Annotated in this window: 23 protein-coding genes and 1 tRNA gene; 14 read left to right on the top strand and 10 right to left on the bottom strand. The window is 51.5% G+C overall.

What is annotated here, in order from left to right; translation table 11 throughout:
* Positions 1–150: 150 nt before the first annotated feature.
* The 6 genes from ACUVOF_RS07210 to ACUVOF_RS07235 all read right to left on the bottom strand — a co-directional run bounded on the left by ACUVOF_RS07210 (position 151) and on the right by ACUVOF_RS07235 (position 5,523).
* Complete coding sequence (locus ACUVOF_RS07210) at positions 151–795, bottom strand: 50S ribosomal protein L25/general stress protein Ctc (protein ID WP_447043678.1); 645 nt, start codon at positions 793–795, stop codon at positions 151–153.
* 96 nt (positions 796–891) lie between these two features.
* On the bottom strand, positions 892–1,833 hold the full coding sequence (locus ACUVOF_RS07215; protein WP_196238098.1) for a ribose-phosphate pyrophosphokinase: 942 nt from the start codon (positions 1,831–1,833) through the stop codon (positions 892–894).
* A gap of 57 nt (positions 1,834–1,890) precedes the next feature.
* Positions 1,891–1,965, bottom strand: a tRNA-Gln gene (locus ACUVOF_RS07220).
* Positions 1,966–2,080: 115 nt separating this feature from the next.
* On the bottom strand, positions 2,081–2,935 hold the full coding sequence (gene ispE, locus ACUVOF_RS07225; protein WP_447043679.1) for a 4-(cytidine 5'-diphospho)-2-C-methyl-D-erythritol kinase: 855 nt from the start codon (positions 2,933–2,935) through the stop codon (positions 2,081–2,083).
* 14 nt (positions 2,936–2,949) lie between these two features.
* On the bottom strand, positions 2,950–3,597 hold the full coding sequence (gene lolB, locus ACUVOF_RS07230; protein WP_447043680.1) for a lipoprotein insertase outer membrane protein LolB: 648 nt from the start codon (positions 3,595–3,597) through the stop codon (positions 2,950–2,952).
* 72 nt (positions 3,598–3,669) lie between these two features.
* Positions 3,670–5,523, bottom strand: coding sequence for a tetratricopeptide repeat protein (locus ACUVOF_RS07235; RefSeq protein ID WP_447043681.1), 1,854 nt, complete (start codon positions 5,521–5,523; stop codon positions 3,670–3,672).
* A 260-nt stretch (positions 5,524–5,783) separates the two neighbouring features.
* Here ACUVOF_RS07235 and hemA point away from each other — a divergent pair, with 260 nt between their 5' ends.
* Genes hemA through ACUVOF_RS07260 form a run of 5 tightly spaced genes read left to right on the top strand, consistent with a single transcriptional unit; the run spans position 5,784 to position 10,324 of the window.
* On the top strand, positions 5,784–7,097 hold the full coding sequence (hemA, locus tag ACUVOF_RS07240; protein ID WP_113269952.1) for a glutamyl-tRNA reductase: 1,314 nt from the start codon (positions 5,784–5,786) through the stop codon (positions 7,095–7,097).
* Positions 7,094–8,182 carry a peptide chain release factor 1 gene (gene prfA, locus ACUVOF_RS07245; protein WP_113269953.1) on the top strand — a complete coding sequence of 363 codons (1,089 nt, stop codon included), beginning with the start codon at positions 7,094–7,096 and terminating at the stop codon, positions 8,180–8,182. Before hemA ends, prfA begins: the two co-directional genes overlap by 4 nt.
* On the top strand, positions 8,182–9,030 hold the full coding sequence (gene prmC / locus ACUVOF_RS07250; protein ID WP_447043682.1) for a peptide chain release factor N(5)-glutamine methyltransferase: 849 nt from the start codon (positions 8,182–8,184) through the stop codon (positions 9,028–9,030). The genes prfA and prmC overlap by 1 nt, the downstream gene beginning before the upstream one ends.
* 33 nt (positions 9,031–9,063) lie before the next feature.
* On the top strand, positions 9,064–9,564 hold the full coding sequence (locus ACUVOF_RS07255; protein ID WP_113269955.1) for an Lrp/AsnC ligand binding domain-containing protein: 501 nt from the start codon (positions 9,064–9,066) through the stop codon (positions 9,562–9,564).
* A gap of 4 nt (positions 9,565–9,568) precedes the next feature.
* The gene (locus ACUVOF_RS07260) at positions 9,569–10,324 is read left to right on the top strand and encodes a HesA/MoeB/ThiF family protein (protein ID WP_447043683.1); all 756 of its coding nucleotides are present in this window, start codon (positions 9,569–9,571) and stop codon (positions 10,322–10,324) included.
* Positions 10,325–10,356: 32 nt separating this feature from the next.
* Here the strand turns inward: ACUVOF_RS07260 and ACUVOF_RS07265 are convergent, their stop codons facing one another.
* Positions 10,357–10,911, bottom strand: a complete 555-nt coding sequence (locus ACUVOF_RS07265) for a bactofilin family protein (RefSeq protein ID WP_447043684.1) — start codon at positions 10,909–10,911, stop codon at positions 10,357–10,359.
* A gap of 206 nt (positions 10,912–11,117) precedes the next feature.
* On the opposite strand from ACUVOF_RS07265, the gene ACUVOF_RS07270 reads away from it, so the two are divergent.
* Positions 11,118–11,693 (top strand): bactofilin family protein, encoded by a 576-nt coding sequence (locus ACUVOF_RS07270; RefSeq protein ID WP_447043685.1) that lies wholly within the window; start codon positions 11,118–11,120, stop codon positions 11,691–11,693.
* A 128-nt stretch (positions 11,694–11,821) separates the two neighbouring features.
* Entirely contained in the window at positions 11,822–13,501 is a 1,680-nt protein-coding gene (locus ACUVOF_RS07275) for a methyl-accepting chemotaxis protein (RefSeq protein WP_447043686.1), read from the top strand.
* Positions 13,502–13,592: 91 nt separating this feature from the next.
* On the opposite strand, the gene ACUVOF_RS07280 is transcribed toward ACUVOF_RS07275, so the two are convergent.
* Positions 13,593–14,360: a class I SAM-dependent methyltransferase gene (locus tag ACUVOF_RS07280; RefSeq protein ID WP_447043687.1), complete on the bottom strand. Its 768-nt coding sequence runs from the start codon at positions 14,358–14,360 to the stop codon at positions 13,593–13,595.
* A 274-nt stretch (positions 14,361–14,634) separates the two neighbouring features.
* Here ACUVOF_RS07280 and ACUVOF_RS07285 point away from each other — a divergent pair, with 274 nt between their 5' ends.
* The 7 genes from ACUVOF_RS07285 to ACUVOF_RS07315 all read left to right on the top strand — a co-directional run bounded on the left by ACUVOF_RS07285 (position 14,635) and on the right by ACUVOF_RS07315 (position 20,979).
* Complete coding sequence (locus ACUVOF_RS07285; RefSeq protein ID WP_447043799.1) at positions 14,635–15,150, top strand: metallophosphoesterase family protein; 516 nt, start codon at positions 14,635–14,637, stop codon at positions 15,148–15,150.
* A 166-nt stretch (positions 15,151–15,316) separates the two neighbouring features.
* On the top strand, positions 15,317–16,105 hold the full coding sequence (locus ACUVOF_RS07290; protein ID WP_447043688.1) for an endonuclease/exonuclease/phosphatase family protein: 789 nt from the start codon (positions 15,317–15,319) through the stop codon (positions 16,103–16,105).
* A complete protein-coding gene (gene clsB / locus ACUVOF_RS07295) occupies positions 16,096–17,316 on the top strand; it encodes a cardiolipin synthase ClsB (protein ID WP_447043689.1) in 1,221 nt (406 codons plus the stop codon). The genes ACUVOF_RS07290 and clsB overlap by 10 nt, the downstream gene beginning before the upstream one ends.
* Before the next feature lie 6 nt (positions 17,317–17,322).
* Positions 17,323–18,306, top strand: a complete 984-nt coding sequence (locus ACUVOF_RS07300; RefSeq protein ID WP_447043690.1) for a lysylphosphatidylglycerol synthase domain-containing protein — start codon at positions 17,323–17,325, stop codon at positions 18,304–18,306.
* Positions 18,307–18,413: 107 nt separating this feature from the next.
* A complete protein-coding gene (gene nfsA / locus ACUVOF_RS07305) occupies positions 18,414–19,145 on the top strand; it encodes an oxygen-insensitive NADPH nitroreductase (RefSeq protein ID WP_447043691.1) in 732 nt (243 codons plus the stop codon).
* Positions 19,146–19,274: 129 nt separating this feature from the next.
* Complete coding sequence (locus ACUVOF_RS07310) at positions 19,275–20,240, top strand: zinc-binding metallopeptidase family protein (RefSeq protein WP_447043692.1); 966 nt, start codon at positions 19,275–19,277, stop codon at positions 20,238–20,240.
* 100 nt (positions 20,241–20,340) lie between these two features.
* A complete protein-coding gene (locus ACUVOF_RS07315) occupies positions 20,341–20,979 on the top strand; it encodes a hypothetical protein (RefSeq protein WP_447043693.1) in 639 nt (212 codons plus the stop codon).
* 98 nt (positions 20,980–21,077) lie between these two features.
* On the opposite strand, the gene ACUVOF_RS07320 is transcribed toward ACUVOF_RS07315, so the two are convergent.
* Complete coding sequence (locus tag ACUVOF_RS07320; RefSeq protein ID WP_447043694.1) at positions 21,078–21,878, bottom strand: PEP-CTERM/exosortase system-associated acyltransferase; 801 nt, start codon at positions 21,876–21,878, stop codon at positions 21,078–21,080.
* Between the two features lie 30 nt (positions 21,879–21,908).
* On the bottom strand, positions 21,909–24,737 hold the full coding sequence (locus tag ACUVOF_RS07325) for an EAL domain-containing protein (protein ID WP_447043695.1): 2,829 nt from the start codon (positions 24,735–24,737) through the stop codon (positions 21,909–21,911).
* Positions 24,738–24,767: the final 30 nt, after the last annotated feature.

Below are 24,767 nucleotides of genomic sequence, written 5' to 3' on the forward strand. Positions count from 1 at the left end.
CAGAAGACCAACACTGTCCCGAAAGCATTGTTGACGCCGCGCCAGCGTCGGGCCTAAAAAAAATCAAGCGCCGAGGCGCTTGATTCTAACATCCTGTTAGCAGCATGAGGGCCATGCAAGCATGGCCTCAATAGCATGCTAAACGGGTACTTACTCGGCGCTGGTACCTTCTTCGCCTTCGCTTTCACCGTCTTCATCTTCTTCACTAGCACGCACTTTTACTTTCGTGATGCTAAGTACCGCATTGTCGTGCTCTTCACCGTGAGACAGGTCAACAGAAGTGACGCCAGTCGGCAGGGTAAGGTCAGACAGGTGCAGCGTCGTGCCAAGCTCAACGGTAGAGATGTCGACTTCGAGGTAGTCTGGCAGGTCTTTGGGCAAGCAGCTGATCGCAACTTCGTTGGCCAGTACGTGCAGTTCACCGCCTTGGTCTTTGATGCCTACACACTTCTCTTCGCCCGTCACGTGCAGCGGCACGTTGATGGTGATTTCGTGAGTTGCATCAACGCGCAGGAAGTCAGCGTGGGTTAGCAGCGGCTTGAAGGGGTGACGCTGCAAATCACGAACAACGACTTGCTCTTCTTTACCATCGACCACGAGTTTAATGACCGAGGAGAAGAAGGACTCGTCTTCAATCGCTTTATAGAAAGCGGTTTTTTCGACAGAGATGGACTGCGCGCCTTTTTCACCGCCGTATACAACGGCAGGCACTTGCTGGTTCGCACGACGCAGGCGGCGGCTCGCACCTTTCCCCAGGTCGTTACGAACGCTGGCTTTTAGGATAAAATCAGACATGGAATTGCCTCTTAGTTTAAGTAAGGAAGACGCCGCCGACCGCGACCAGACGACGACGTTTCCGTGGCCCCAAAAGGGGGCTGTATCGTCAGCGAATTAGTGAAACATCGCGCTGACAGATTCTTCGTTGCTGACCCGACGAATCGCTTCTGCGATGAGGCCTGCAACGCTCAACTGGCGAATTTTGCCGCTTCGACGTGCAATGTCAGATAGCGGGATGGTGTCGGTCACCACCACTTCATCCAGTACGGAGTTAGTAATATTATCGACCGCCGGGCCGGATAGAATCGGATGTGTTGCATACGCCACAACGCGCTTGGCGCCGTGATCCTTAAGTGCTTCACCGGCTTTACATAGTGTGCCTGCGGTATCGATCATATCGTCGACCACCACACAGGTGCGGCCTTCAATCTCACCGATGATGTGCATCACCTGGGCTTGGTTAGCCTGGGGGCGGCGCTTATCGATAATGGCGAGATCGGCGTTCAGCTGTTTAGCAATGGCGCGTGCGCGAACAACGCCGCCTACGTCGGGAGAAACCACCACGAGGTCGCTGTAATTCTGACGCTCAATGTCATCCAGCAAAATCGGTGAGCCGTAGACGTTGTCGACCGGCACATCAAAAAAGCCTTGGATCTGATCAGCGTGCAGATCCATGGTCATTACGCGGTCAACGCCTGCTTTAACCATCATGTCGGCAACCACTTTGGCGGAAATGGGCACCCGTGCGGAGCGCACACGACGATCCTGGCGTGCATAGCCAAAGTAGGGCAGAACAGCAGTGATGCGAGTTGCCGAGGCACGACGCAGCGCGTCGACCATCAGAATCAACTCCATCAGATTGTCGTTTGTCGGTGCACAGGTGGACTGCAGGATGAAGACATCCTTGCCGCGCACGTTCTCATTGATCTCGACTGCGATTTCGCCGTCGCTGAATTGACCCACCGTCGCGTTACCCATACGGCTGTCTAAGCTCTCGGCAATTTTTTGAGCGAGCGCGGGATTAGCATTCCCGGCGAAAACCATCAATTTTGACACGCGCAACCACCTTTGCAGTGTTGGGGATCAGGGGAAAAACGCAGGCCATTGTTGGGTTGGCTGGGGTACCAGGATTCGAACCTGGGAATGCCGATACCAAAAACCGGTGCCTTACCACTTGGCGATACCCCAGCAATAACCTAACGCGCTGACCGGGCGCTTTTAGCTGCCCAGAGCGGGACTATAAACTGCCCAGAGCGGGACTATAAACTGCCCAGAGCGGGACTATAAAAAGCCCAGAGCGGGACTATAAATAGCCCAGAGCATCATGTAGGGGAGAGGTGTTGAGTCCTCGCGCTACCCATGCCGACCAATGTGGGCTCGCTAATTGCGCGATTGCCTGTGCTGTTTGCTGCGACTCAAAGGCAGCGAACACGCAAGCGCCCGTGCCGGTCAACCGGCTAGGTGCGTGCTGTGCAAGCCAGTCAAGGGCTTCCGCAATGGGCGGATAGCGCTCTTTTACGACAGCTTCACAGTCATTGCGCCACTCCGGCGCTCCCCCCTGCAGTGCGCGCGCCATAGTAATGGGGCGGCTGTCACGTGTCAATTGCGGGTCTTGAAAGATACCGGGCGTCGACACGCTAATACCGGGGTGAATAATGACGAACCAGGGGGTATCAAGCGTCACCGATGTCAGCTGTTCCCCGATCCCTTCCGCCCACGCGCTATGGCCGTGCACGAAAACGGGTACGTCGGCCCCAAGCTGTAACCCTAAACGTGCCAGTTCCTCTAGCGACAGATTCAACTGCCAGAGATGATTCAACCCCAACAGCGTCGTCGCCGCGTTGGAACTGCCGCCCCCTAAGCCGCCACCCATGGGCAGTTGCTTGTTAATAGCAAGGGTGGCCCCCAGCAAGGTGCCGCTGTGGCGCTGCAGTAACCTAGCCGCACGCACGATCAGGTTGTCATCGTGGTTTACGCCGCTGACCGCTTGGGTGAGCTGGATGTCGCCATCGTCGCGAGCCGCCAGGGTCAGATGATCATTCAGGTCGATAAACTGAAAGAGCGTCTGCAGCGAGTGGAAGCCGTCCTCTCTGCGGCCCACGATATGCAGCATGCGGTTAAGCTTGGCCGGGGCAGGTAATGTCAGCTGCGCGTTCATTAAAACGATTACCCTTACTCTTCGCTGGCTTGCCACTGATTGACAACGAGCGTAATACGTACATCGTCGTAGTTCATGATTAACCGGCGCGGCAGCCACATGCCTTCAAACTGTTCCCAGTCACGGTAGTCAATTTCCCAACCGTCTTGTGCCAAGTGGCTGGGGAAGCCAAGTTCATCGGTTTCCAACTGGTAGTTATCATTTTCGCCAGGTAGGCCGCGCACCCAGTCTGGCATGGCGCTGACAGGCAGTGACCAGCCAAGTTGCTCTTCCATCAATGCTTCTGGGGTTTCTGCCTCAAAGCGTCCATCGCTATTGGAGAGTGAAAAACGCCCTTCGCGGCCCTCAAGCACGTTGCGCCCACCACCAAAAGGTCCGCTGATCAGCATGCGGAAATAATGTGGGGTTTGGTTCCAATCAAGATTGGCGCTGACGTTCTCTTCTGGGGTACGCAATCCCGCTTTGCCGACCAGTGTCCAGGTGTCGAATGCTTCTACCTCAGCCTGCTGACGTTCCCATTGGCCTGCCTGTCGGCCGCTTTCATCCATGGGAGCCTGGGAGGCACACCCTGCGAGCAAAAGTAGTGCGAAGCCGGCAAGCCAGAGGCGCGAGGAGTGCCGCGTTAAGGGCCAGCGGGGCGAAGGGGACGTCAGTGTCGGCATAAACAGGCTCCATGTTTAGGTGAGTACGGCGCAAGGGTAACATGATGAGTGCACTTAAAGGGGCGCGCAGGGTTAGGGTACCTCTGGCGGCGTTAGTTCAGGGCTTTGCTCAGGGCGTAGCTTACGACTTAGCTCAGGACTTAGCTCAGGAAAGCGCTCAAGCAAGTCATCAATCTTAGGATGCAGGTTGGTTCGTTGCATAATCTGTTGTATCAATTGCCGTGCCTCTTCATCACGCCCCAGCGCTTGCAATACTTCGGCTAGGTGCGCTGCCACTTCTTGATCGGGCATTTGCATGTAGGCGCTCTCAAGCCAGGGCAGCGCTTCTTCCGGCTGTCCGAGCCTGAAATAGACCCAGCCCATGCTGTCGAGTACGGCTGGGTTATCAGGATCTGCTTCGTAAGCGCGCTCAATCAGTTCAAACGCCTCTTGCAAGCGCCCCGATAAGTTAAGGTCGGCCAGGGTGTAACCTAGCGCATTGAGCGCCTCAGCATTGTCGGGGTCGGTGCGCAGTATCTGGCGTAAGTCCTGCTCCATGCCTGCAATGTCGCCTGCTTCCCAGCGTCGCATAGCGCGCATATAAAGTAATGAAGCGTCATCGGGTGTGCGGGCGATCTCACGGTCTAGTAATGCATTAGCGTCCTCGGGCTGATTCATTTCATCGAGCAACTGTACTTCGAGCATCACCAGTTCGGTAAAGTAGTTATCAAAGCGCATCCGCTCAATGCGCAGGAAGGCGCGGGCATCAAGCAAGCGGTCTTCTTCTATCAGCATTTGCGCCGCCGCTGCGCGAGCGGGCAAAAATTCTTCCCCCTCACTGACTTGACGATAATAGAGAAGGGCGTTGTCGGTATCGCCTTGGGCCTGGGTGATCGCGCCGAGCAGGTAATAGGCGAGATTCGGCACCTCAGGTTGGCCAATGAGGGGCTGAAGCAGACGCTGCGCAGGTTCAGGGTGTCCCTCTTCCAGGTAGAGCTGTGCCAACGACAAGCGTAGTTCCTCATTGCCACCATGGCTTTCCAGCAGTGCATCGGTTTGCGCCTCGGCAGCACTGATGTTGTTAAGCCGAATTTCCGCCTGGGCCAGTAGCAAAATAAAACGCACGTCGTCAGGTGCTAGTTCCAGCCCTTGCTGAGCTGCGCGTTGAGCCGTGGAGTAATCTTCGGTCTCCAACGCCAAGCGGGCTCGAACTAACCATAGAGCCGCGGATTCAGGGTCAAGCAATGCGACCTGATCAAGCCGTCGTTGGGCAAGTGCCGTGTCGCCGAGGGCGGCTTCAACCAGGGCCGTGCCCAGCAGTACATCGCTATGGTGCGCTAACTGATCGGCATTGGGGCGAGCTAAATGTTCACGCAACTGCTGAACGATTAACTCCAATGGTGCCTCTTCAGCAATCGCAACCTCAGCAAAGGCGGTCACGTCGCCATGCCCGCCTGCTTCAACGATATCAAGGCGCTGCTCCAGACTGTCGAGCCAGTCGCCTCGCTGTAGCGAAAAAGCCGCCAGTAGGCGATTGGGTGTTTCTGCCTGGGGAGCCAGTTCGCGCCAACGTAACGCGGAAGCTTCTATTAATGAAGCTTCATTGCCAAAGCGGGCGGCGAAAGTAGCGCGTTCGGCCAGTGCTGGCTCGCGATAGCGCTGCGCTGCTTCTAGGTACCCCTGGCTTGCGTAGCGATAATCGCCACGCTGACCCGCAAGTTCAGCGCCGAGTAGCGTGCTTAGCCCTGTAGCATCCAATCCCTGGGTGATGGGCGGCGCATTGCGCATGGGGTCTTCGACCTGCATGCCAAAGGGACCATCCTGTAAGCTAGATGAGGTTTGACAGCCGCCTAGCAGCAACGCAGCGGTAGCCACTGGGAAAAGCGTCGAATGCCGTAAAGCAGAGCCCGGAAATAATAAGCCCAGAAATGTTGAGCGAGGTCGCATGCGTCTCTCAATTAAGTGGCCGAATGCTCAGCATAGCGGCTTGCTTGCCTGCGGCAAAGTGGTGTGGGCCAGATGATAGCCTGCTGTGATAGAATGTTCCTCCTTGAAAAAGTGGTCAGCAAACTTCATGCATAGTGATATGCAGCGCTCGAACCACGCCAAAGACTTGTTTTAGCAAGCCCTAAATGACGATGCAGCCGCTTATAAGTAAGACCGGCGGTTGGCGTAAAGTCCGACACACTAGCGAAGACGCATAACGCATGACGCTTCTTGCCCTGGGAATAAATCATCGTACTGCCAGCGTGGCCGTGCGTGAGCAGGTGGCTTTTACACCAGCGCAGCTTGAAACCGCGTTGGCTGAATTACGTGACCTGCCACAAATCAGTGAGGCGGCGGTGCTATCTACTTGCAACCGCACGGAGCTTTATTGTGTCACGGATTCGGCTGGCGAGCAGGCGGTACTGAATTGGCTCGGACGCTTTCACAATTTACGCGTCGATGAGCTGACGCGCTGTGCCTACCATTATTTAGACAACGATGCGGCGCGCCATTTAATGCGCGTAGCGGTTGGCCTGGATTCCATGGTGTTGGGGGAACCGCAGATTCTGGGCCAGTTGAAGGATGCCTATCAACAGGCACGCCAATCTAAAGGGTTGGGCGGCGAGCTGGAGCGTTTATTTCAGCACACGTTTGCGGTGGCCAAGCAAGTGCGTACCGAAACAGGAATTGGTAAGAACCCTGTTTCAGTCGCCTATGCTGCTGTCAGCATGGCCAGCCGGATATTTGACGATTTCAGTCGTTCTCGCGCACTGTTGATTGGTGCGGGGGAAACCATAGAGCTGGTGGCACGTCATTTACACGAAGCGGGCGTTCGCCAGCTTACCGTCGCCAATCGCACTCGTGAGCGCGCCGAATTAGTCGCAGGCCCCTTAGGGGGAACCGCGATCACCCTGCAAGAAATTCCCGACGCGCTTGAATATGCCGATATCGTTATCTCATCCACCGCAGCGCCTTTACCCATTCTCGGCAAAGGGATGGTTGAGCGCGCGCTGAAAAAACGTCGCCATCGGCCGGTCTTTATGGTGGATATCGCGGTGCCCCGCGATATCGAACCTGAAGTGGGCGAGTTAGCGGATGTCTTCCTCTACACCGTTGATGATTTGGAAGAGGTGATTCAAGAGAATCGCCGTCATCGCCAGGTCGCCGCTGATCAAGCGGAGTCGCTGATTGAACACGGTGTGGGCAGTTGGCAACATGAACGACGTATTCGCAACGGCGGTGAACTGATACGCGATTACCGCCAGCATGGCGAAGCGCTGCGTGATCTTTCTCGTGACCAAGCGCTAGAGCGGCTTGCCCGCGGTGAAGACCCTGCTAAAGTCATTGAGCGCTTGGCGCATCAATTGACCAACCGTTTGCTCCACCAGCCCACGCAAGCGATACGCGATGCGGCGTCTGAGGAGCAACACGAGCTATTAAATGCAGCAACGCGCCTGCTGCTACCCACAAAACCAGCCTTTGAGACTACCCTCGCGCCCACGGTTAACCGCCAGAAGGATGATACGCCCGCATGAAAGAGACTCTGCGCCAACGCTTAGACAGCTTTACGGAACGCTTTGAAGAGCTGGCGATGCTGCTGTCGGACCCTGACGTGATCAATAACCAGCAGCGTTTTCGGGATTATTCACGAGAATACGCCGAGCTAGAGGAGTTGGTGGCAGCTTGGCAGCGCTACCGTGACATCGAAACCAATATGGATGAAGCCGAGCAGCTCAGCCGCGATAGCGACGCTGACATGCGCGAGTTGGCAGAGATGGAACTAAGCGAAGGGCGTGAGCGGTTAGCAGAATTAGATATCGAGCTTAAGCGCCTGCTGGTGCCGAAAGACCCTGATGATGGGCGTGGGGTGTTTTTGGAAGTACGCGCCGGTACCGGCGGCGACGAGGCCGCCATTTTTGCGGGCGACCTGTTCCGCATGTACTCCCGCTACGCGGAAAAGCGCGGTTGGCGGGTCGAAATCGTCAGCGCCAGCCACGGTGAGCAGGGCGGTTACAAAGAGATCATTTCCCGGGTGAAGGGCGATGGTGTTTACGCTCAACTAAAATTCGAATCTGGCGCCCACCGGGTGCAGCGCGTACCCGCAACTGAATCCCAGGGCCGTATTCATACTTCTGCCTGTACCGTCGCGGTCATGCCTGAAGTTGATGACGTCGGTGATATCGATATCAACCCAGCTGATCTGCGCGTGGATACTTACCGTTCCAGCGGCGCCGGTGGTCAGCACGTTAACACCACGGATTCCGCGATCCGCATTACCCACCTGCCGACCGGTGTCGTGGTGGAATGTCAGGAAGAGCGCAGCCAGCATAAAAACCGTGCCAAAGCGATGTCGCTGTTAGCGGCGAAACTTAAGCGCAATGCGGTGGATTCTCAGCGCCAAGAACAAGCCGATGCCCGCCGTTCATTGGTGGGTTCGGGGGATCGCAGCGAACGGATCCGTACCTATAATTTCCCCCAAGGGCGCATTACCGATCACCGCATTAATTTGACGCTTTATAAACTAAATGAAGTGGTCAGCGGTGAGCAGTTAGATGATGTGATTAATCCGCTGATTCACGAATATCAAGCGGAACAGCTCTCAGCCCTCCAGGACGTCTAATGTCGCTTGATGCGCTGCTAAAGCAGGCTGCCCAACGGTTGCTGACGGCGGGGTCACCCTCGCCGCGTATCGATGCTGAAGTGCTGTTGTGCCATATCCTCGGGCGGGATCGCACTTGGCTTTACACCTGGGGCGATAAAATGTGTTCATCCTGGGAGCATGCCCGCTTTGATGCGCTAATCGCTGCTCGTGTCCAGGGTACGCCGGTTGCCTATCTTACCGGCCAGCGCGAGTTCTGGGGGCTACGCTTAGCCACCTCACCCAACACACTCATTCCCCGACCCGATACCGAAACGTTAGTAGAGCTTGCGCTTAGTCGAGCACCAATGCCCACAGGCCGACTGCTTGATCTTGGGACGGGGACCGGTGCCATTGCGTTGGCATTCGCCAGCGAGCAGCCCGGCTGGCAAGTGCTTGGTGTAGACGTGCGTGAAGAGGCGGTCGAGCTGGCAGCGCATAATGCGCAAACCTTGGGGCTGGTGAATGCGCGTTTTTTGCACAGCAACTGGTTTGCTGCGCTGGAAAGCTATGATGAAGCCGGGACGCTTTTCGATATTATCGTCAGTAATCCTCCTTATCTTGCCGCTGATGATCCTCATTTAGCCGAAGGCGATGTACGTTTTGAACCTCGCTCAGCACTCGTTGCAAAAGCTGATGGCATGGCTGATTTGCTGTATCTGGTAGAGTCTGCTCAGCACCATCTAGCAGCAACAGGTTGGTTACTTCTTGAACACGGCTATACCCAAGCCGATAAGGTACGCATGGCCCTCAACAGTGCTGGCTACCAAAACGTTGAAAGTGTTCGTGACCTGGGTGGTCATGAACGGGTTACCCTAGGGCACCTTTAATAACTGCCTGATTCATCAGTATTGGATCCTGCCATGAAACCAAAAAATAGAACGCTGGACCGTATCGATCTTAAAATTCTGCGCTGCTTGCAGGACAATGCACGTATTTCATACGTTGATTTAGCCTCGGAAGTAGGCTTATCCACAACCCCTTGTCTGGAACGCGTTAAGCGTTTAGAGAAAGCAGGCATCATTCGTGGTTATCAAGCCATCCTTGACCCGGGCGCTTTAAAGGCCAATTTATTGGTGTTTGTGGAAATCAGCTTAGAAACGCAATCGCCCGCGGTATTCGATGAGTTTCGCCGTGCCGTCGAGAAGCTGCCACAGATTCAAGAATGTCACCTCGTCTCAGGTCAGTTCGACTACATTTTAAAATGCCGAATCCCCGAAATGGCCGCCTATCGCCAACTGTTGGGTGATGTAGTGTTAACACTGCCAGGCGTGAAAGAGTCGAAAAGTTATGTGGTAATGGAAGAAGTAAAAGAGAGCTTTAACTTACATATTCCCGCCTTTGAGGAATTTGAGGATAAATAAACCGATGATGGATGACCAGGCGCTGCTGCGCTATAGCCGCCAGATCATGCTTCCCGAGGTGGATATCGAGGGCCAGGAGCGACTGAGTTCTGCCCATGCATTAATTATTGGTGCAGGCGGTTTGGGCTCTCCGGCAGCACTCTATTTAGCCGCCGCTGGGATAGGGGGTATTACGATTGCCGATGCTGATAAGGTCGAGCTTTCTAATCTTCAGCGCCAAATAGCGCATCAACAGGCAAGTATAGGTTTAAATAAAGCCCTCTCTGCCCAGGCCAGCATGCAAGCGCTTAATCCGCTTTGTGACATCGTTGCATTAGACCAACATGTCAAGGGCGAGTCGCTTGAGCGCTTAGTGGCTTCGGCAGATGTGGTACTGGACTGTACTGACCGCTTTTCAAGCCGCTATGCGGTGAATGCGGCTTCGCAAAAAGCGGGGGTTCCTTTGGTTTCCGGTGCGGCAATTCGTTTTTCAGGACAGCTAGCCGTATTCGACCCCCGCGATACCGAGTGCCCTTGCTACGCTTGTCTGTATCCACCTGATGACAGCGGCGATGAGGCGCTCAGCTGCGCAGAGAGCGGAGTCATGGCCCCACTGGTGGGTTTGATTGGCTGCTTTCAGGCGGTTGAGGCGTTTAAGCTATTAAGCGGTGCTGGCACTGCTCACCAAGGACTTTCCACGTTCGACGGTTTAAGCGGCCAATGGCGGCATTTTCAAGTTCCCCGCGATCCCGCTTGCGCCGTCTGTGCTCACCGCCGTTAGGCGTGCAATGCTGTTAGCTAAACAATAGCGCTTTACGCTTCTGTTTCGTCGTGCGTGACAGTGGATGTTTTTTGAGATGTCGTATTTGTGGTTTTGTTCAACGTTGCCGTTTTTGCAGTCTTGCCTGACGTATCGTTAAAAGCGCTTTTCAGCATATCGTTATCGGGGTCCATATCGATACTGCCGTGGAAAACACTGCCATCTTCTAGCACTAGGCACGGGGCCACTATAGTGCCTGAAACGTGCGCACCTTTGTGAATGGTCGCCCGATGTAACACTACTAAATTGCCTTTTACCTCACCTGACACATGTAGGGTATGGGCAAAAACATCGCCTTGAATATAGCCTTTGGTACCTAACGTTACGGTGTGCTGTTTGCACGTGATAATGCCGCTGACGCGTCCTTCTACCGTCAAGTCTTCGTCGCTATTAATATCGCCTTCTACCTGTGTGTTGCTGCCGATAACACAGAGGCTTGACCGCGCACTGCTAGTTGGCGAGCCTGTCGGCGACGATGAACGAGTATCAGGCTTTATTAGCGTCGCAGCTTTATTCTCAGGTGGGGCATTCTTGGCTTTGTTAAACATCGGATGACTCCTGGTGAATGACGCCAGAGCGCCTTTGGGCGCGCTTAATAGGTATAAAAACCTTCATTGAGCACTTTAATCTGCTTCATACCTTAATAAAGCCCGGAGTTAAGCAGAATGAGGGGGCTTATTCGCGCCGCCACAAACTTTCAGAGCGCGTATAACGTTAACTGGGGTAACCACATCTGAGGCAATAGGGCGGCGGTATGGGTATTCAAGCATGGTTTATTATTCTAGGTGTTGGCGCAATGATGATGATTGTGTGGGATGGCAAGCGCTGTAAGGTAAAACCGCATGTTTCTAGCATGCCTGAAGGCTTATACCAGACGCCAGTCGCTACTGCTTTCATCATCCCGGACGTATCGCTTAAAGAGATGTCGCCACCAAAAGCAGTCGCCGCTAACGAGATGGAGCCCACCATTGACAACGTTAGTGAGGGGAGTCGAATTGGGGCGGCTACGCATATTTCAGGTAGAGTGATCGCTGATGAACCTGTGGTCATCAGGGGGCATTTAGAAGGTTCGGTCATTGCCCCCAATCACCCTGTCTCAGTGGCTGCCTCCGGCCATGTAGCGTCGTATATTGAAGGAAGCTATGTCGATATTGACGGCCAGTTGGTGGGGACGCTTAAAGCCAACACCAGAGCCACGCTACAATCACGGGCGCGTGTACAAGGTGTCGTCGAGGCGCCTCGTTTAGAGTGCATGGCCGGGGCTTGGCTCCAGGTCGATGTAGCTCAGAAAGCCAGCCTCTATCGTCCTAAAATCGCCTTAGTGTCATAAGGATGCTATCAGCCATACTGACGCTACCTATTATATAAACGTCTAAAATCACCCTGAAACGTTTCAGTTATCTTTAGCTTGGCCGATACCTAACTGGATGACTTATAAATGAAAAAGGGATCGCCGGGATGAAGCACCTGTCTATTAAATGGAGTCTGACTGCTGCGTTAGCTTTGCTGGTGCTTATGATTGGGCTGATCAGCGGGCTTGGGTTTTATGCCAATCACAATAGCTCCCAGGCACTTGAAGAGCTGACGGCCACTAACGTAAAGCTCACGAACTTAGCCAATCGCACACAAGTACACGCCCTGAGAGCACAAACCTTTCTAGACCGTTCAGCGAGTTTTAGTACCCAAGGTAATCCTGAAAAGGGACTGGAGAGCCTCGCTCTGGCAGTAGAGGCAGCGGCTAAGGCTGAGGCGCGTTTTAATGAGTTTCGCGCCGTGCCGATCAATCCTGAAGGCACACTCGCGCCACATCGCGATGCGATTATCAGCGCTTATGATGCTTTTATGACCCAAGGTATTTCGCCACTGCTAGAGGCCGCTCCTTTTCAAATCCAGCGCAGGCAAGAAGAATTAAGCGCATTAAGTGCCGAGCTGGATGCGGCTATGAGTGGGTTTATCGCTTATACCGACGAGCGTGGAGCGAGTGTCCTTCAACAGGTCAAACAGCTAGCCACGATTATTGGTGTTATTGCTCTTTCTCTTCTGGTGATTTCAGTATTGGCCGCGGTGATTATCAGGTGGGCCATGATGCGTAGTGTTGTGAGGCCGCTTCGCTATGCTAGCGCGCATTTTGCTCGAATTGCAGATGGCGACCTGACCGGTAACATTGAAGATCGTGGCCGTAACGAAATTGGCCAGTTATTCAGTGGGCTGGCGGCCATGCAGGAAAAGTTAAAGCAATTGGTCATCGCATTGCGAGGCAGCAGCGAGCATGTCTTTAGCGGAGCAGGCGATATCTCTGCAGGCAGTCAGGACCTCTCTTCAAGAACTGAACAGCAGGCTTCCGCGTTACAACAAACTGCTTCCAGCATGGAGGAGATGTCGACGACCGTGAGTAAAAACGCTGAAACGGCCCAAGAAGCCGATCAACTTTCGGTTGCGGCGTCACAGTCAGCAGAGTCAGGCGGAAAAGAGGTAGAGCGCACGGTGGAATTAATGCGCGAGATTGCGGCCAGTTCGAACCAGGTAAGCGATATCATCGGTGTTATTGATTCTATTGCTTTCCAAACCAATATATTAGCACTCAATGCATCGGTCGAGGCCGCGCGGGCAGGGGAGCAAGGCCGTGGCTTTGCTGTCGTGGCCAGTGAGGTGCGTTCATTAGCAACGCGTAGCGCAGACTCAGCAAAAGAGATCCGCAGTTTAATTGAGCAAACCACCACAAAAATTAACGGAGGGGCTGAGCAAGCAGAGCGCAGTGGCCAGACGATTCAACAAACGGTGGATGCTATTCGTCAGGTAACGACGATGATGGGCGAAATTTCGACGGCAACAAAAGAGCAGAATAGTGGTATTGAGCAAATCAATGCGGCACTCACGGAAATGGACTCTGTCACTCAGCAAAATTCCGCTCTTGTGCAACAAACCAGTGCCGCTGCAAGCTCATTAGAGGACCAAGCCCGCAAATTGGCCAGTTTGATGGCAACCTTCCGTATTGATGAAAATGCTGCCAGCAACGTTTCGCTAACTCTCAGTGATGATTCCCATCAGCCAAACGCCGGTCATCGCATTGAGTTAACGTCGAAAGAACAGGTGCCGAAAAGTAAAAAAGCGACTGCTGATGAGTGGGATGAATTCTAAACCCTAGCAGCCTTTAAAGAGTTTTATCATTTATAGCCGCCGATAATAAGCACAATCATTATCGGCGGCTTTTTAACGCGACAATGCCAGCTCAAGCACGAGCAGCAACGCGTATGCGTACATAATCGGCTGTCCAGTTCCCTTGCTCATCGCGTAAGCTGTGGCCCAGCAGCGTTAACGTGTTCTCAAGTACGGCATCACGTACATCTTCATCAAGCCCATGCAAGAAAGGGCTGGCGAAGGTCTCAAGCCACCCAATCATGCCGGTAGGTAGGGGAGTAGGACGCGGTATCAACTCAATACTATCGACTTTGAAACCGACTGTTTCCAACATGCGACCGTACTCTTGGGGCGTTGGAAAATACCAAGGATGGCGGCCGCGAGCGCTAATGCCACGGAACTGCAGGGCAGCAATCAGTGCTGTGCAAATTGCCGCTACATTGCCATGACCACCAAACTCGGCCACGAAACGTCCTCCTGGCTTTAAGGCTCGCTTAACGCCTGCCAATACGGCCTGGGGGTCAAGCATCCAGTGCAGTGCCGCGTTGCTAAATACCGCATCAAACTCATGATCAAAAGGGAGTTGGTGGCCATCAATAACCCGTGCGGTAATACCCCGCTCACGTGCGGCGTTTACCATCTCTTCTGACGCGTCTACGCCTATGGCATCCGCACCTAGTTGCACTAAGCGCTCTGTCAACGCACCATCGCCACAGCCAAGATCCAAAATGCGTTCGCCGGGTTGCGGTGCTAACAGCTTGATGACTTCACTGCCTAGCTTAGGGACGAAATTAGCATTCTGAGCGTAGCCACTGGCGTTCCACTCTTGCCCAGGTGCATTTTTTGAGATATTGGTCATGTCGGCTTCCTGGCGTCGTTAATATTCCATCATTTGTTAGTCATAAACACTAGTTTTGCAGTATAGCGTGCTGAGGACTAACTTATTAGACAGACAATAAAAAATCTAAAACATTTCCCATCGCGGCATTTCCTTTTGCTTAAATACCTAGCCTGTTTGGGTAATGCTGTGTAGCGATTTAACAATAAAAGCAACAAATGTGTTATTACACGACGATGTAATGGAAAGAATTAATTTAACGAAAAAGAAGGAATTTAACGGAAAGAACGTACTAATGAGCCTATCTATACCATGTTATAGCCTTGCTTCTCCTATTGGTGTAATTGCCGATACCCACGGGTTGCTGAGAGCTGAGGCACTTCTGTTGTTACAGGAATGTGAGCTCATCCTGCATCTGGGGGATGTGGGCAATAAGGACGCGGATAAAGCGATCTTGGAACGCCTTGAGGCAATAGCGCCCGTTCACTGCGTGCGAGGTAATATTGACACAGCAGCGTGGTCGGCAAGTTTGCCGCTACATCAGGATCTCATCGTTAATGAGCGGCATCTGCATCTTGTTCATAGTTTAGAAGATTTTGATCCAGCAACGCCTTGCGACGCGGTATTGCATGGTCACTCCCACAAACCCCGCAACGAATACCAGTCTGGCAGGCTTCTCTTTAACCCTGGTGCCGCTGGAAAACGCCGTTTCAAACTGCCCATAACCTTAGGCAAGTTATGGATAGATCAGCACGGGGTGCGTGGCGAAATACTGTCGTTAGAGAGAAATACTGTCGATAGAGGCAAGTAGCTAGCAGATTCGTCATGCATGGCTTCACTCACCAGAGAAAATTAATTTACAAAGTGGCACGCCTGCCCAGAACAGGGCAGCGAAGAAGCCAGTAAAAGGCAAGATCAAGACTCTCCTGCTACGCTTTTCCTTGATGGGTTGTCATGAAACAGAAATGGAGTTTCTGGTGAGTGTCACGGAAGAGACTGCAACACAGCCATTACGTCATAGCACGCCTGTCGAGACATTACAGGTCATGACGCTCAATGTGCACAAGGGATTCAATGTCTTTAATCGGCGTCATATCCTGCCAGAGCTGCGGGATGCTGTGACGACGCTGTCCGCCGACTTGGTGTTCCTACAGGAAGTAATAGGCGAACATCAAAAGCATGCAATTCGCTTTGCTGACTGGCCAAGCGTGCCCCAGTACGAATACCTCGCTGACACGTTATGGCCAGATTTTGCCTATGGCCGTAACGCCGTCTACCCCCATGGGGACCATGGTAATGCGCTGTTGTCCCGGTACCCGATCCTGCAATACGACAATAAGGACGTCTCCATCCAGGACACCGAGAAGCGTGGCCTGCTGCATTGCCAACTGGATGTCCCCGGGCAACGCGGGGTACATGCCGTTTGCGTCCATCTGGGACTAAGGCAGGGGCATCGACTGGAACAGATGAAGTTGCTGTGTGAACTGCTCGACTCGATACCGGGCAACGAGCCGGTCATCGTGGCGGGCGATTTCAACGACTGGCGGCGCCAGGCAGATGCAGTGCTTGCTGAATGTGGGCTGCACGAAGCGTTCGTGCAACATTATGGGCATCCGGCCAAGACGTTTCCGGCGCGTTGGCCACTGCTACGTCTTGACCGTATCTATGTGCGTAATGTCTCTGTTCGCCGCCCCCGAGCCTTGTATCGAAAGCCCTGGTCTCACCTGTCGGATCATGTACCACTAATTGCCGAGATATGCTTGTGAATTTCCAATGGACGGAATGTAACGAAGCCGAGTTGCTCATTAATGGGAGTCAATATTTCAGTAGTGTGTTCGACTGTATACGTGCGGCTCGCGAGGAAATATTGATCGAAACCTTTATTATTTTTAATGACGAGGTGGGGCAAGAGCTGAAGGAAGCCCTGCTTGGCGCTGCCGCTAGACAGGTACGTATAGACGTCACGGTGGACGGTTATGGAACGGCGGACCTGGACAAAGAATACATAACCGAACTGACAGACGCTGGCATCCACCTGCATGTTTATGATCCCAAGCCTCGCCTGCTAGGCATGCGTACCAATCTGTTTCGCCGCCTTCACCGCAAGATCGTCGTGGTGGATGGTAAAATAGCCTATATCGGTGGGATCAATTTCGGCGCCGATCACCTACCCGATAAATATGCCATGGGTAAGCAGGACTATGGCATACGGGTGCAGGGGCCGATCGTTAATGACATTCGCGATGCGGCCGGCGCGCTGCTGGTCGAGCATCAGGCGTTACAGGAACTGCCGCCTATTCGCACATCGACTTCGCCCACTGGCGACGCCTCCATGCTGTTGGCTATTCGCGACAATAATAGTCACCGTAACGATATCGAAGAACATTATCTTCAGGCGATTCGTTCGGCAACATCGCGCCTGCTCATTGCCAATGCCTACTTCTTTCCCAGTTATCGACTATTTCATGAATTGCGCAATGCGGCGCGACGGGGTGTCGAGGTTACGCTGATCTTGCAGGGCCGTCCTGATATGCCCTGGGCCCGTATGTTCTCCAGCTCGCTTTACAGCTATATGCTGCAGGATGGCGTCCAGATTTTTGAATATACCGAGCGTCCACTGCACGGAAAGATAGCAATAATGGATGATGAATGGTCAACGGTGGGGTCAAGCAATCTCGATCCACTCAGCCTTTCATTGAATCTAGAAGCCAACCTTTTTGTTCGCAACGCAGGACTCAACCAGCAGATCCAGGAGCATTTGACTGCGCTCATCGATCATAGCTGCAGAAGGATAACAACCGAAGTTGCCGAAAAGGGGCGCTGGTGGCGGGCACCGCTTATGTTTGTGAGCTTTCATTTTCTGCGCCACTTTCCTAAGCGCATGGGTTGGCTGCCGGCTCATGTGGCTCGGATGGAGACGTTGACACCCATGTCGCAGAACCCTAACACGCAAAAAAACAAGCGTGCACAGGAGTGAGCCAGAATGGAGCCAAGCAGTAACAACACGCGTAATGCCCCCTCTAAGCAACGTAATGTGTGGGTCCCTTGGCTGAAGCGTGGCGTCACGATACTGTTCTTCATCCTGGTCGTTGTCTTGCTCTTTTCAATGATTCGGAATGTAGACTGGAACGCGGTATTCGAAACGCTGCGGGGGTACAGCCTCGCCTTGATGCTAATGGGGCTAGGGATTACTGCCGCCAGCTTTATCGTCTTCAGCAGCTACGACCTGCTGGGCAAGTTTTATACCGGTCATGAAATACCGGTCCGGAAAGTGCTGCTGGTCGCCTTCGTATGCTACGCCTTTAATCTTAACTTAGGGGCCTGGGTTGGCGGTATTGCCTTTCGCTATCGGCTATACACGAAGTTTGGCCTGAGCGTGGCGACCGTGACTCGGGTCTTAAGCGTGAGCCTGACCACCAATTGGCTGGGCTACATGCTGCTCGCCGGCATTATATTCTCTCTTGGGCTGATTGATTTGCCTGAACACTGGCAAGTCGGCATGCTAGGGTTGCGATTCATCGGCGCGGGTTTATTACTCGTGTGCCTTTTTTATTTGGCAGCGTGTCGTTTTTCCCGACGACGCACCTGGCACTTGCGGGGTAACGAGATCACTCTCCCTTCGCTCCGACTAGCCTTGCTGCAAATGGTGCTAGGGGCGGTTAACTGGTCGTTGATGGCTGCGCTTGTTTACCTGTTATTACCCCAAGGTGTTTTCTATCCCACCATCCTAGGCATCTTACTGGTCAGCAGTATCGCGGGGGTGATAACCCATATTCCCGCCGGTTTGGGGGTTCTTGAAGCGGTATTTATCGCCTTGCTTCAACATCAGTTGGCAACGAGTGAGATACTTGCTGCCTTGATCGGCTATCGCGCCCTTTATTTCCTTTTCCCGCTGGTGCTGGCATGCCTGGTGTATCTATTCTTGGAGCGCTGGGGTAGCAGGCGAAAAGGGAGTGGAAAGGATTGATGCAGGCGGAAACTGGAGAGGGGCTATCTGAGCCGATAAGATAACAGAGCTATGCTATGTGACTGTAGTGCTTACTAGAAACGACCATTATACCAAGGCGAGGCCCCATGAACGACGTTATCAAACTTCTGAAATCACACCGTTCGATCCGTAAGTTCAGTGACCGTCAGATTCCACGGGAACTGCTGGTAGAGCTGATAGAAGCCGGACAGGGTGCTGCGACGTCCAGTCATGTACAGGCATATACCATCATTCATGTGAAAAATTCAGCTAACCGCGAACAGATCGCGGAACTGGCCGGTGGCCAAGGGTACATAACTACCTGTGCCGATTTTTTAGTGTTCTGCGCCGATATGAAGCGACCCACCGAAGCGTCTGAGCGAACGGGGGCGAACGTGGTACGTGGCATGACCGAACAGCTGCTAGTGGCCACCGTAGACACGGCGCTAATGGCGCAGAACGTGGCGGTAGCTGCTGAATCTGAGGGGCTGGGTATCTGCTATATCGGCGGCATTCGCAATAATCCCCAGGAGATTAGCGATCTGCTTCGTCTACCTGCGCATGTTTATCCAGTATTTGGTATGTGCCTGGGGTACCCCGACCATGACCCCGAAGTGAAACCACGGCTATCGGTAGAAGCGATTCTTAAAGAAGACTACTACACTGAAGACGGCGAGCAGGTAGAGGCCTTTGACACAACCATGCAGGCTTATTACCAGGTTCGCAGTAGCAGTAATAAAGACACCGATTGGTCGCACAATCTTAAACCGTTGTTCGATAACAAGCTGCGCCCCCATATGCGCGATTTCTTGATCCGGCGCGGTTTTGAAATGAAGTAAGCGTGGGGATGAAGTAAGCGTTGAGATGGAAGAAAAAGCGCTGCATCCTATCGAACACGCTATTCGGAAAAGAGAACGACCAATAAGTAAGATCACGTTCTCTTTCCCCGTTTTCAGGAGCTCAACCGTATGCGTGTATTTTCAAACCCTGTCGGTTCTGGCTCTCTTTGGTTCGATAACCTTGCGACTGCCGACGGCACTCCCGTCGCCTATGATCCCCAGGCCCGGGCTTTTGTGCCCATGCCGCCTTTCTGCATCAATCGAGAAATCATCGGTTGTAATTGGATAGCACCCGAAGAGGGTGCTTTTTGCCGCTCTTGTGCGATGACTGCGTTGGCGCCTGATCCCAATCTTCCTAACGCCATTCCGAACTGGGCACAAACCGAAGCCGCTAAACGCTGGGTATTGGATAATCTGGGCCGCTGGCACTGGTTCCGCCCCGAAGACCCCGGTGCACCACCGGTTTTCCATCTGCTCGCCGAGGGTGCCACGGCCGTGCCAATGGGGCACGTAGGAGGCGTGGTTACCATCAGTGTGACTGAAGTGGATCCTGTACTGGTCACCACGCGTCGTGAGGCGTTAGAAGAGCCTTATCGCACAATGATTGGTCATATGCGCCACGAAATATCCCATATGCTCTGGTGGCGGCTTAGCTTACGTGAAGACTTTCTTAACGCTTTTCGTGAAATGTTTGGAGATGAGCGCGAGGATTATACAGCCGCGCTTCAACGCCACTATCAAAATGGACCACCACCTGATTGGAAAGAGCGTTATCTAACCACGTATGCTTCTGCCCATCCTCACGAAGATTGGGCTGAGACCGCTGCACATTTGCTGCATTTAACCGATATTGCCGATAGCTTTGCAGCATCAGACCTTTCTTCGCCGGAGCTACCTAGCCACCAGTGGGAGCCTTATGCAGAGCCAGATGCAGAGCGTTTGATTTATGTAGCAGCGTCACTCACCGTGGGCCTTAATCACGTTAATCGTTCCATGGGGCTGCCGGACCTATACCCTTTTGTGCTTTCTGAAACTGCCCGGCGTAAGCTTGCGTTTGTACATGATTGGCTGCGCCGGGGTGCACAGGGCCTTTAATACGCTTCTAAGTGGTTAAATTCGTGAAGAATTGAGTGGGTTGCCTATACTGTAGTTCAAGGCCTTATTAGCATGCCAACAATAACAAATGGAGATATCTATGAACCTTGATCGCGCTTATCGCCTATTGGCATTGTTCTACAGTTTAATACTCGTTATCGGCGTCATTGCTCTGATGGTCGGTGGCGGAACGTTGTTGGCCCCCGTGTATCTGCTGTTGGGCACATTAGCAGTGGTGGGGCTTTGGGGATATATCCTAAAGCGTCGATTTATGAATCCTCGCATGTGGCGACCGCTGGCAGGGGTTTTAGCGGTGGGCATAGTGGTTCAATTATTCATTATGCTCACCACGCCACTCTCGAGTGTTTTCTTAACCTGGATGCTTACCAGCAGCATTTTCTCCGTCATGTTAGTGATTCTGCTGTATCGCTACGGTGACCGTGACCAACCTTTATGGGCAACGGAGGAGGAGCGTGCAGCTGCCAAGCAACTGGAATTGCTGTTAAACGGAAGCTCGCCATTAACCGCCGTTAAACGTGATGGAGACCGCGAGAACAGCGTTATGATATCTAAATCGGACGATGTCTATAAAGCCCGCGTGACACGAAACTCACAGGATGGTCAAGAGCGTTTTGAAGAACGCTTCCGTTATCCCGAAACAATGGTATTTTTCCTAGAGAAATTTACCAGCGTTACAGTCAATGATTTCAAAAAAAACGACACCGCCTACTTCTCTTAGTACAAGCAATGAAGCAGAAGCGCAGAGATACTATTGATAGAGCTGATAAGTAAGGCTGGTATGCCAGCCTTACTGGTTTAATTGTAATAATTTGATATTTACTTTAAGTTATGGAACTGCTTTGAAAGGTCTTTATTGATGTAAGAATATAGTGGAATTAGCTGTTCTGGTAAATTTTCCACTGCTTTATGTTGATCAATGTAATAGGCTGCCCTTTCTCCACAGTAATTAATAACATTTCCAACTTTCTGAAAGTGTAATCCTGAGCATTTAAGTAGCCTATTAAATCTTGGTTCTAGCATGGCGAATACATGTTTTCTCTGAACAAGTCCGACAATTGATGTAGCTGATAGAAATAAGCTTAAGCTAATTAAAGACTGATTTTGAAGGTCATTATTTGAAGTTGAGTCTTTTGTTTTAGATTCTTTAAAATCTATCGGAGGTTTTGCTTTTTTTCTAAATAATGGATGCACAGCAAGTCTTGAAACTTCACAAATAGAATTTTTAGGTAGGTTTTTTGGGTGTAACACTGGGTCTGTTAAGCTCTCAGAGCAGTATTCTTCTAGGGGAAGATTTTCAGTAGATCCATTTGCGGTGTCGCTAATAATGACGACTCTTAAACAACCTACATCCATTCCGCTTTCTCTATGCTGGAGAAGGCAAAGTATCGAATATTGATCGTGAGAATCCTTTTCAAAAGTTGAGTTTTTATTGTCACCAATATTGTAATTTAACTCGTCATTGAAGACTTGGTGGCGTAATAGAAAAGCACGTTTTTTTTCATCAGGTGAGTTGGCAATTATAAATTTAAAGCTTTTGTCTATTTGGTGTGGGTCGATGTTCGGTAGTAAAGGCTTGATTATCGTGTCTTCGTTGTCGCAAAGTATATTTGAAGTCATTTGGTCATCTTCTGTTTTGGTCAAAATATTTTAACAACGCGATGAAATTAATTCTTTTAACTGTGAAGGCTTGCCTAAGTGAAAACCTTGCCCATAAGTAATTCCATAAGATTTTAAAATTGGCAGCAAATCTTCTTGTTCAACAAATTCAGCAATAGTCTGTTTGCCAAAACCAGCCGCAATATCGGCAATGGCACGAACAATAACGCGGCTGTCGGGGCTAATCAGCAAGCTGCGAATGAAAGAGCCATCAATTTTAATATAATCCACTGGTAATTGGCCAAGGTAGTGGAAACTACTGAACCCAACTCCAAAATCATCCAATGCGGTACGGCAACCTAAGTCTCTAAAGGTTTGCAGCACACCTCTTGCAGTAGAGAAATCGGTTACGGCGGCTGTTTCGGTAACTTCAAGAATAAGGTGATGAGGGTCAGCACCGCTATTTGCCAGCTCTTCAGCAAGAAACTGTTTTAACCCTTCGTCATGTAAGGATTGCCCCGACAGGTTAACTGCAAGCGTGATACCTTGTTGCTGTAGTTGGCCAAGTGCTTTTAAACTGTGGCGCAATACCCAGCGGTCGATTTGTATGATCTGTCCGCTCTGCTCAGCCACAGGAATAAAATGGCCGGGTGAAACAAGGCTGCCGTCTGCATCACGCATTCGCAATAATACTTCATAATGTTTTATATCGTTGTCTTCAAGCCTCATAATAGGTTGTACCATTATTTCAAAGTTATCTTCTTGCAATGCGTTACGTATGCGTTCAACCCAGTAAACCCGTTGTTGCAGTTCGTCTTTTGCATTTTCAGCTTTAGAAAGTAAATGCCAGTGCTGAATTCCACTTCCTTTTGCTTTGTACATAGCGACATCGGCACTGGCCATCAGGTCGGCAGCCGAATTCCCATGGGTGGGGAAAAGGGCGATGCCGATACTGGCGGTGGCCCGCAACCATTGTTGTTCTGTTCTAAACCCGATCCCTTCAAAAAGCTGAACTATATATTGAGCGATGGCCACTGCCTGTTCGGCATCCATATCCTTTAATAACAAGGAAAATTCATCGCCTCCTAGGCGAGCAATAACACCACGATGGCCTAGGTTAAGCGAAAGTGTTTGGGCTACTTCACGTAATAGCCGGTCTCCCACATGATGACCGTTCAACTCGTTCACTTCCTTGAATTGGTCTAAATCCAGCAATAGAACGGCGCCTTTAGTGTGCTTCAAAATTGCATTTTGTAAGGCATCTTGAAAGTAACGCCGATTATAAAGCTCGGTGAGAGGGTCATGTTCAGCCAGCCAGACCAACCTTGCTTCGGCAGCTTTGCGTTCGGTTATATCAAGCCCAATTGAAATTCGCGACATATCCTCATTATTACTCGAAAGGAGAGGCGCGTGATACCAAACAATAGTGTGAAATTTTTGATCTGGCGTAATTAAAATTTTCTCTTCCTGAGTATGAGCATCGAAGCTACTAACTAAAGATGGGGCGCCAGGTGCAAAAATATCAACGAAATGACGACCAAGTAGAGCAGGCTCGCTTTGATTGAGTACTGCTTGGGTATAGTCGTTGACCCGATTAATACAGCCTGTACTATCCTGAACTATGATAAAAACCTGAGCAGTGTCGAGTAGGCTGTTAACAAAATCACGCTCTTTGGCTAATTCGTTAATACGCTTTGCTAACTGATTACCACGATCTGCGATTTCTTTTTCTAGGTTTTCTAGCTGTTTAGAGAGTGAAAGCGTAGTACTTTCGAGTGTGTCGATCTCATCGGGAAACAAGCTTCTATTAGCCGGGATGGCGTTACGTATTTCGTTAAAGCCGCCATTCGCCAAACGTGGTAGCAACCGAGCGACTCTACGAAGCCGTGCCATTGGCCCCATCAATATCATTAACAGTAAAAGCTCGGCAGCCAGCCACCCAATCACCCCGACTACTAACAGGGTACGAGTGTTCTGGTTAATTGCCTTCATTTGGTCAGTAATATCTGAAATCAGGAGGAAGTAACCCGTGTTGCTGCTGGTCGTATCTTCTTCCATATAGACAGCACTTAGTTCTAGATTTCTTCCGTTATGCTGCAGGCTAAGCGGTGCTTCGATTAGACGCTGTAACGGAGCGGTATTAGCAACACGCTTCAGAAGGGCTAGGCTCAATTCTTCATGGGTCAACGCAACAAGGTGGCCATTCCAAGCATCCAACTGACGTGCATGGGCTAAAGTGCTTGCTTCTATAGAGCCTGTTACCATCGTCGCTATTTCGCTATTAGACACTTCTTTCGCTTGTCGCATGACATCTGCTAGCGAGCGAGATAGGACCACCATCCCAACGCTTTCTCCTTCTACCAATACAGGTACTGCCGCAAATTGCTGGCAACTGGTAGTGCAGCGTAGGGTCGTTAACGGCACCTCATTATTTAAAACCTGATTGATCCAGCTTTGTATTGGCAAGCTATTTTTAGTGTCATTACTACCCCAGTTACCTAATGTTTGACCATTTATATCAACCACAAGAATTCCGTCGATCCCCGCTTCGAGCTGCAGGGAAGGCCATTGGGCATTTAATATACCTTCAAGCTCGTTCAGGTTACCTTCTTGGAAAGGGTAGCCAAGTCCTGTAGAAGCTGCAGTTAAACCTGCTAATTGGCGTAGATTTTCAGACGCCCTTTGTAGTGCTAGCCGGATCTCACGTTGTTGCCTTTCATGGTGTTGAAAACGACTTTCTTGAAATTGGCGAGTAAGATTTTCATGGCCGAGCCAAGTGAATAAAATCATTAGCACTAATAGCAGTAGGCTACTTAATGCAATAACGCGCCATGTAAGACTAAGATGCTGAGGTATTCTAATAGGAATGGGAGTTTTCATCGCTGCAACTTCCTAGGCAGAATTAATAAT

This window comes from Vreelandella sp. H-I2, assembly GCF_052959335.1.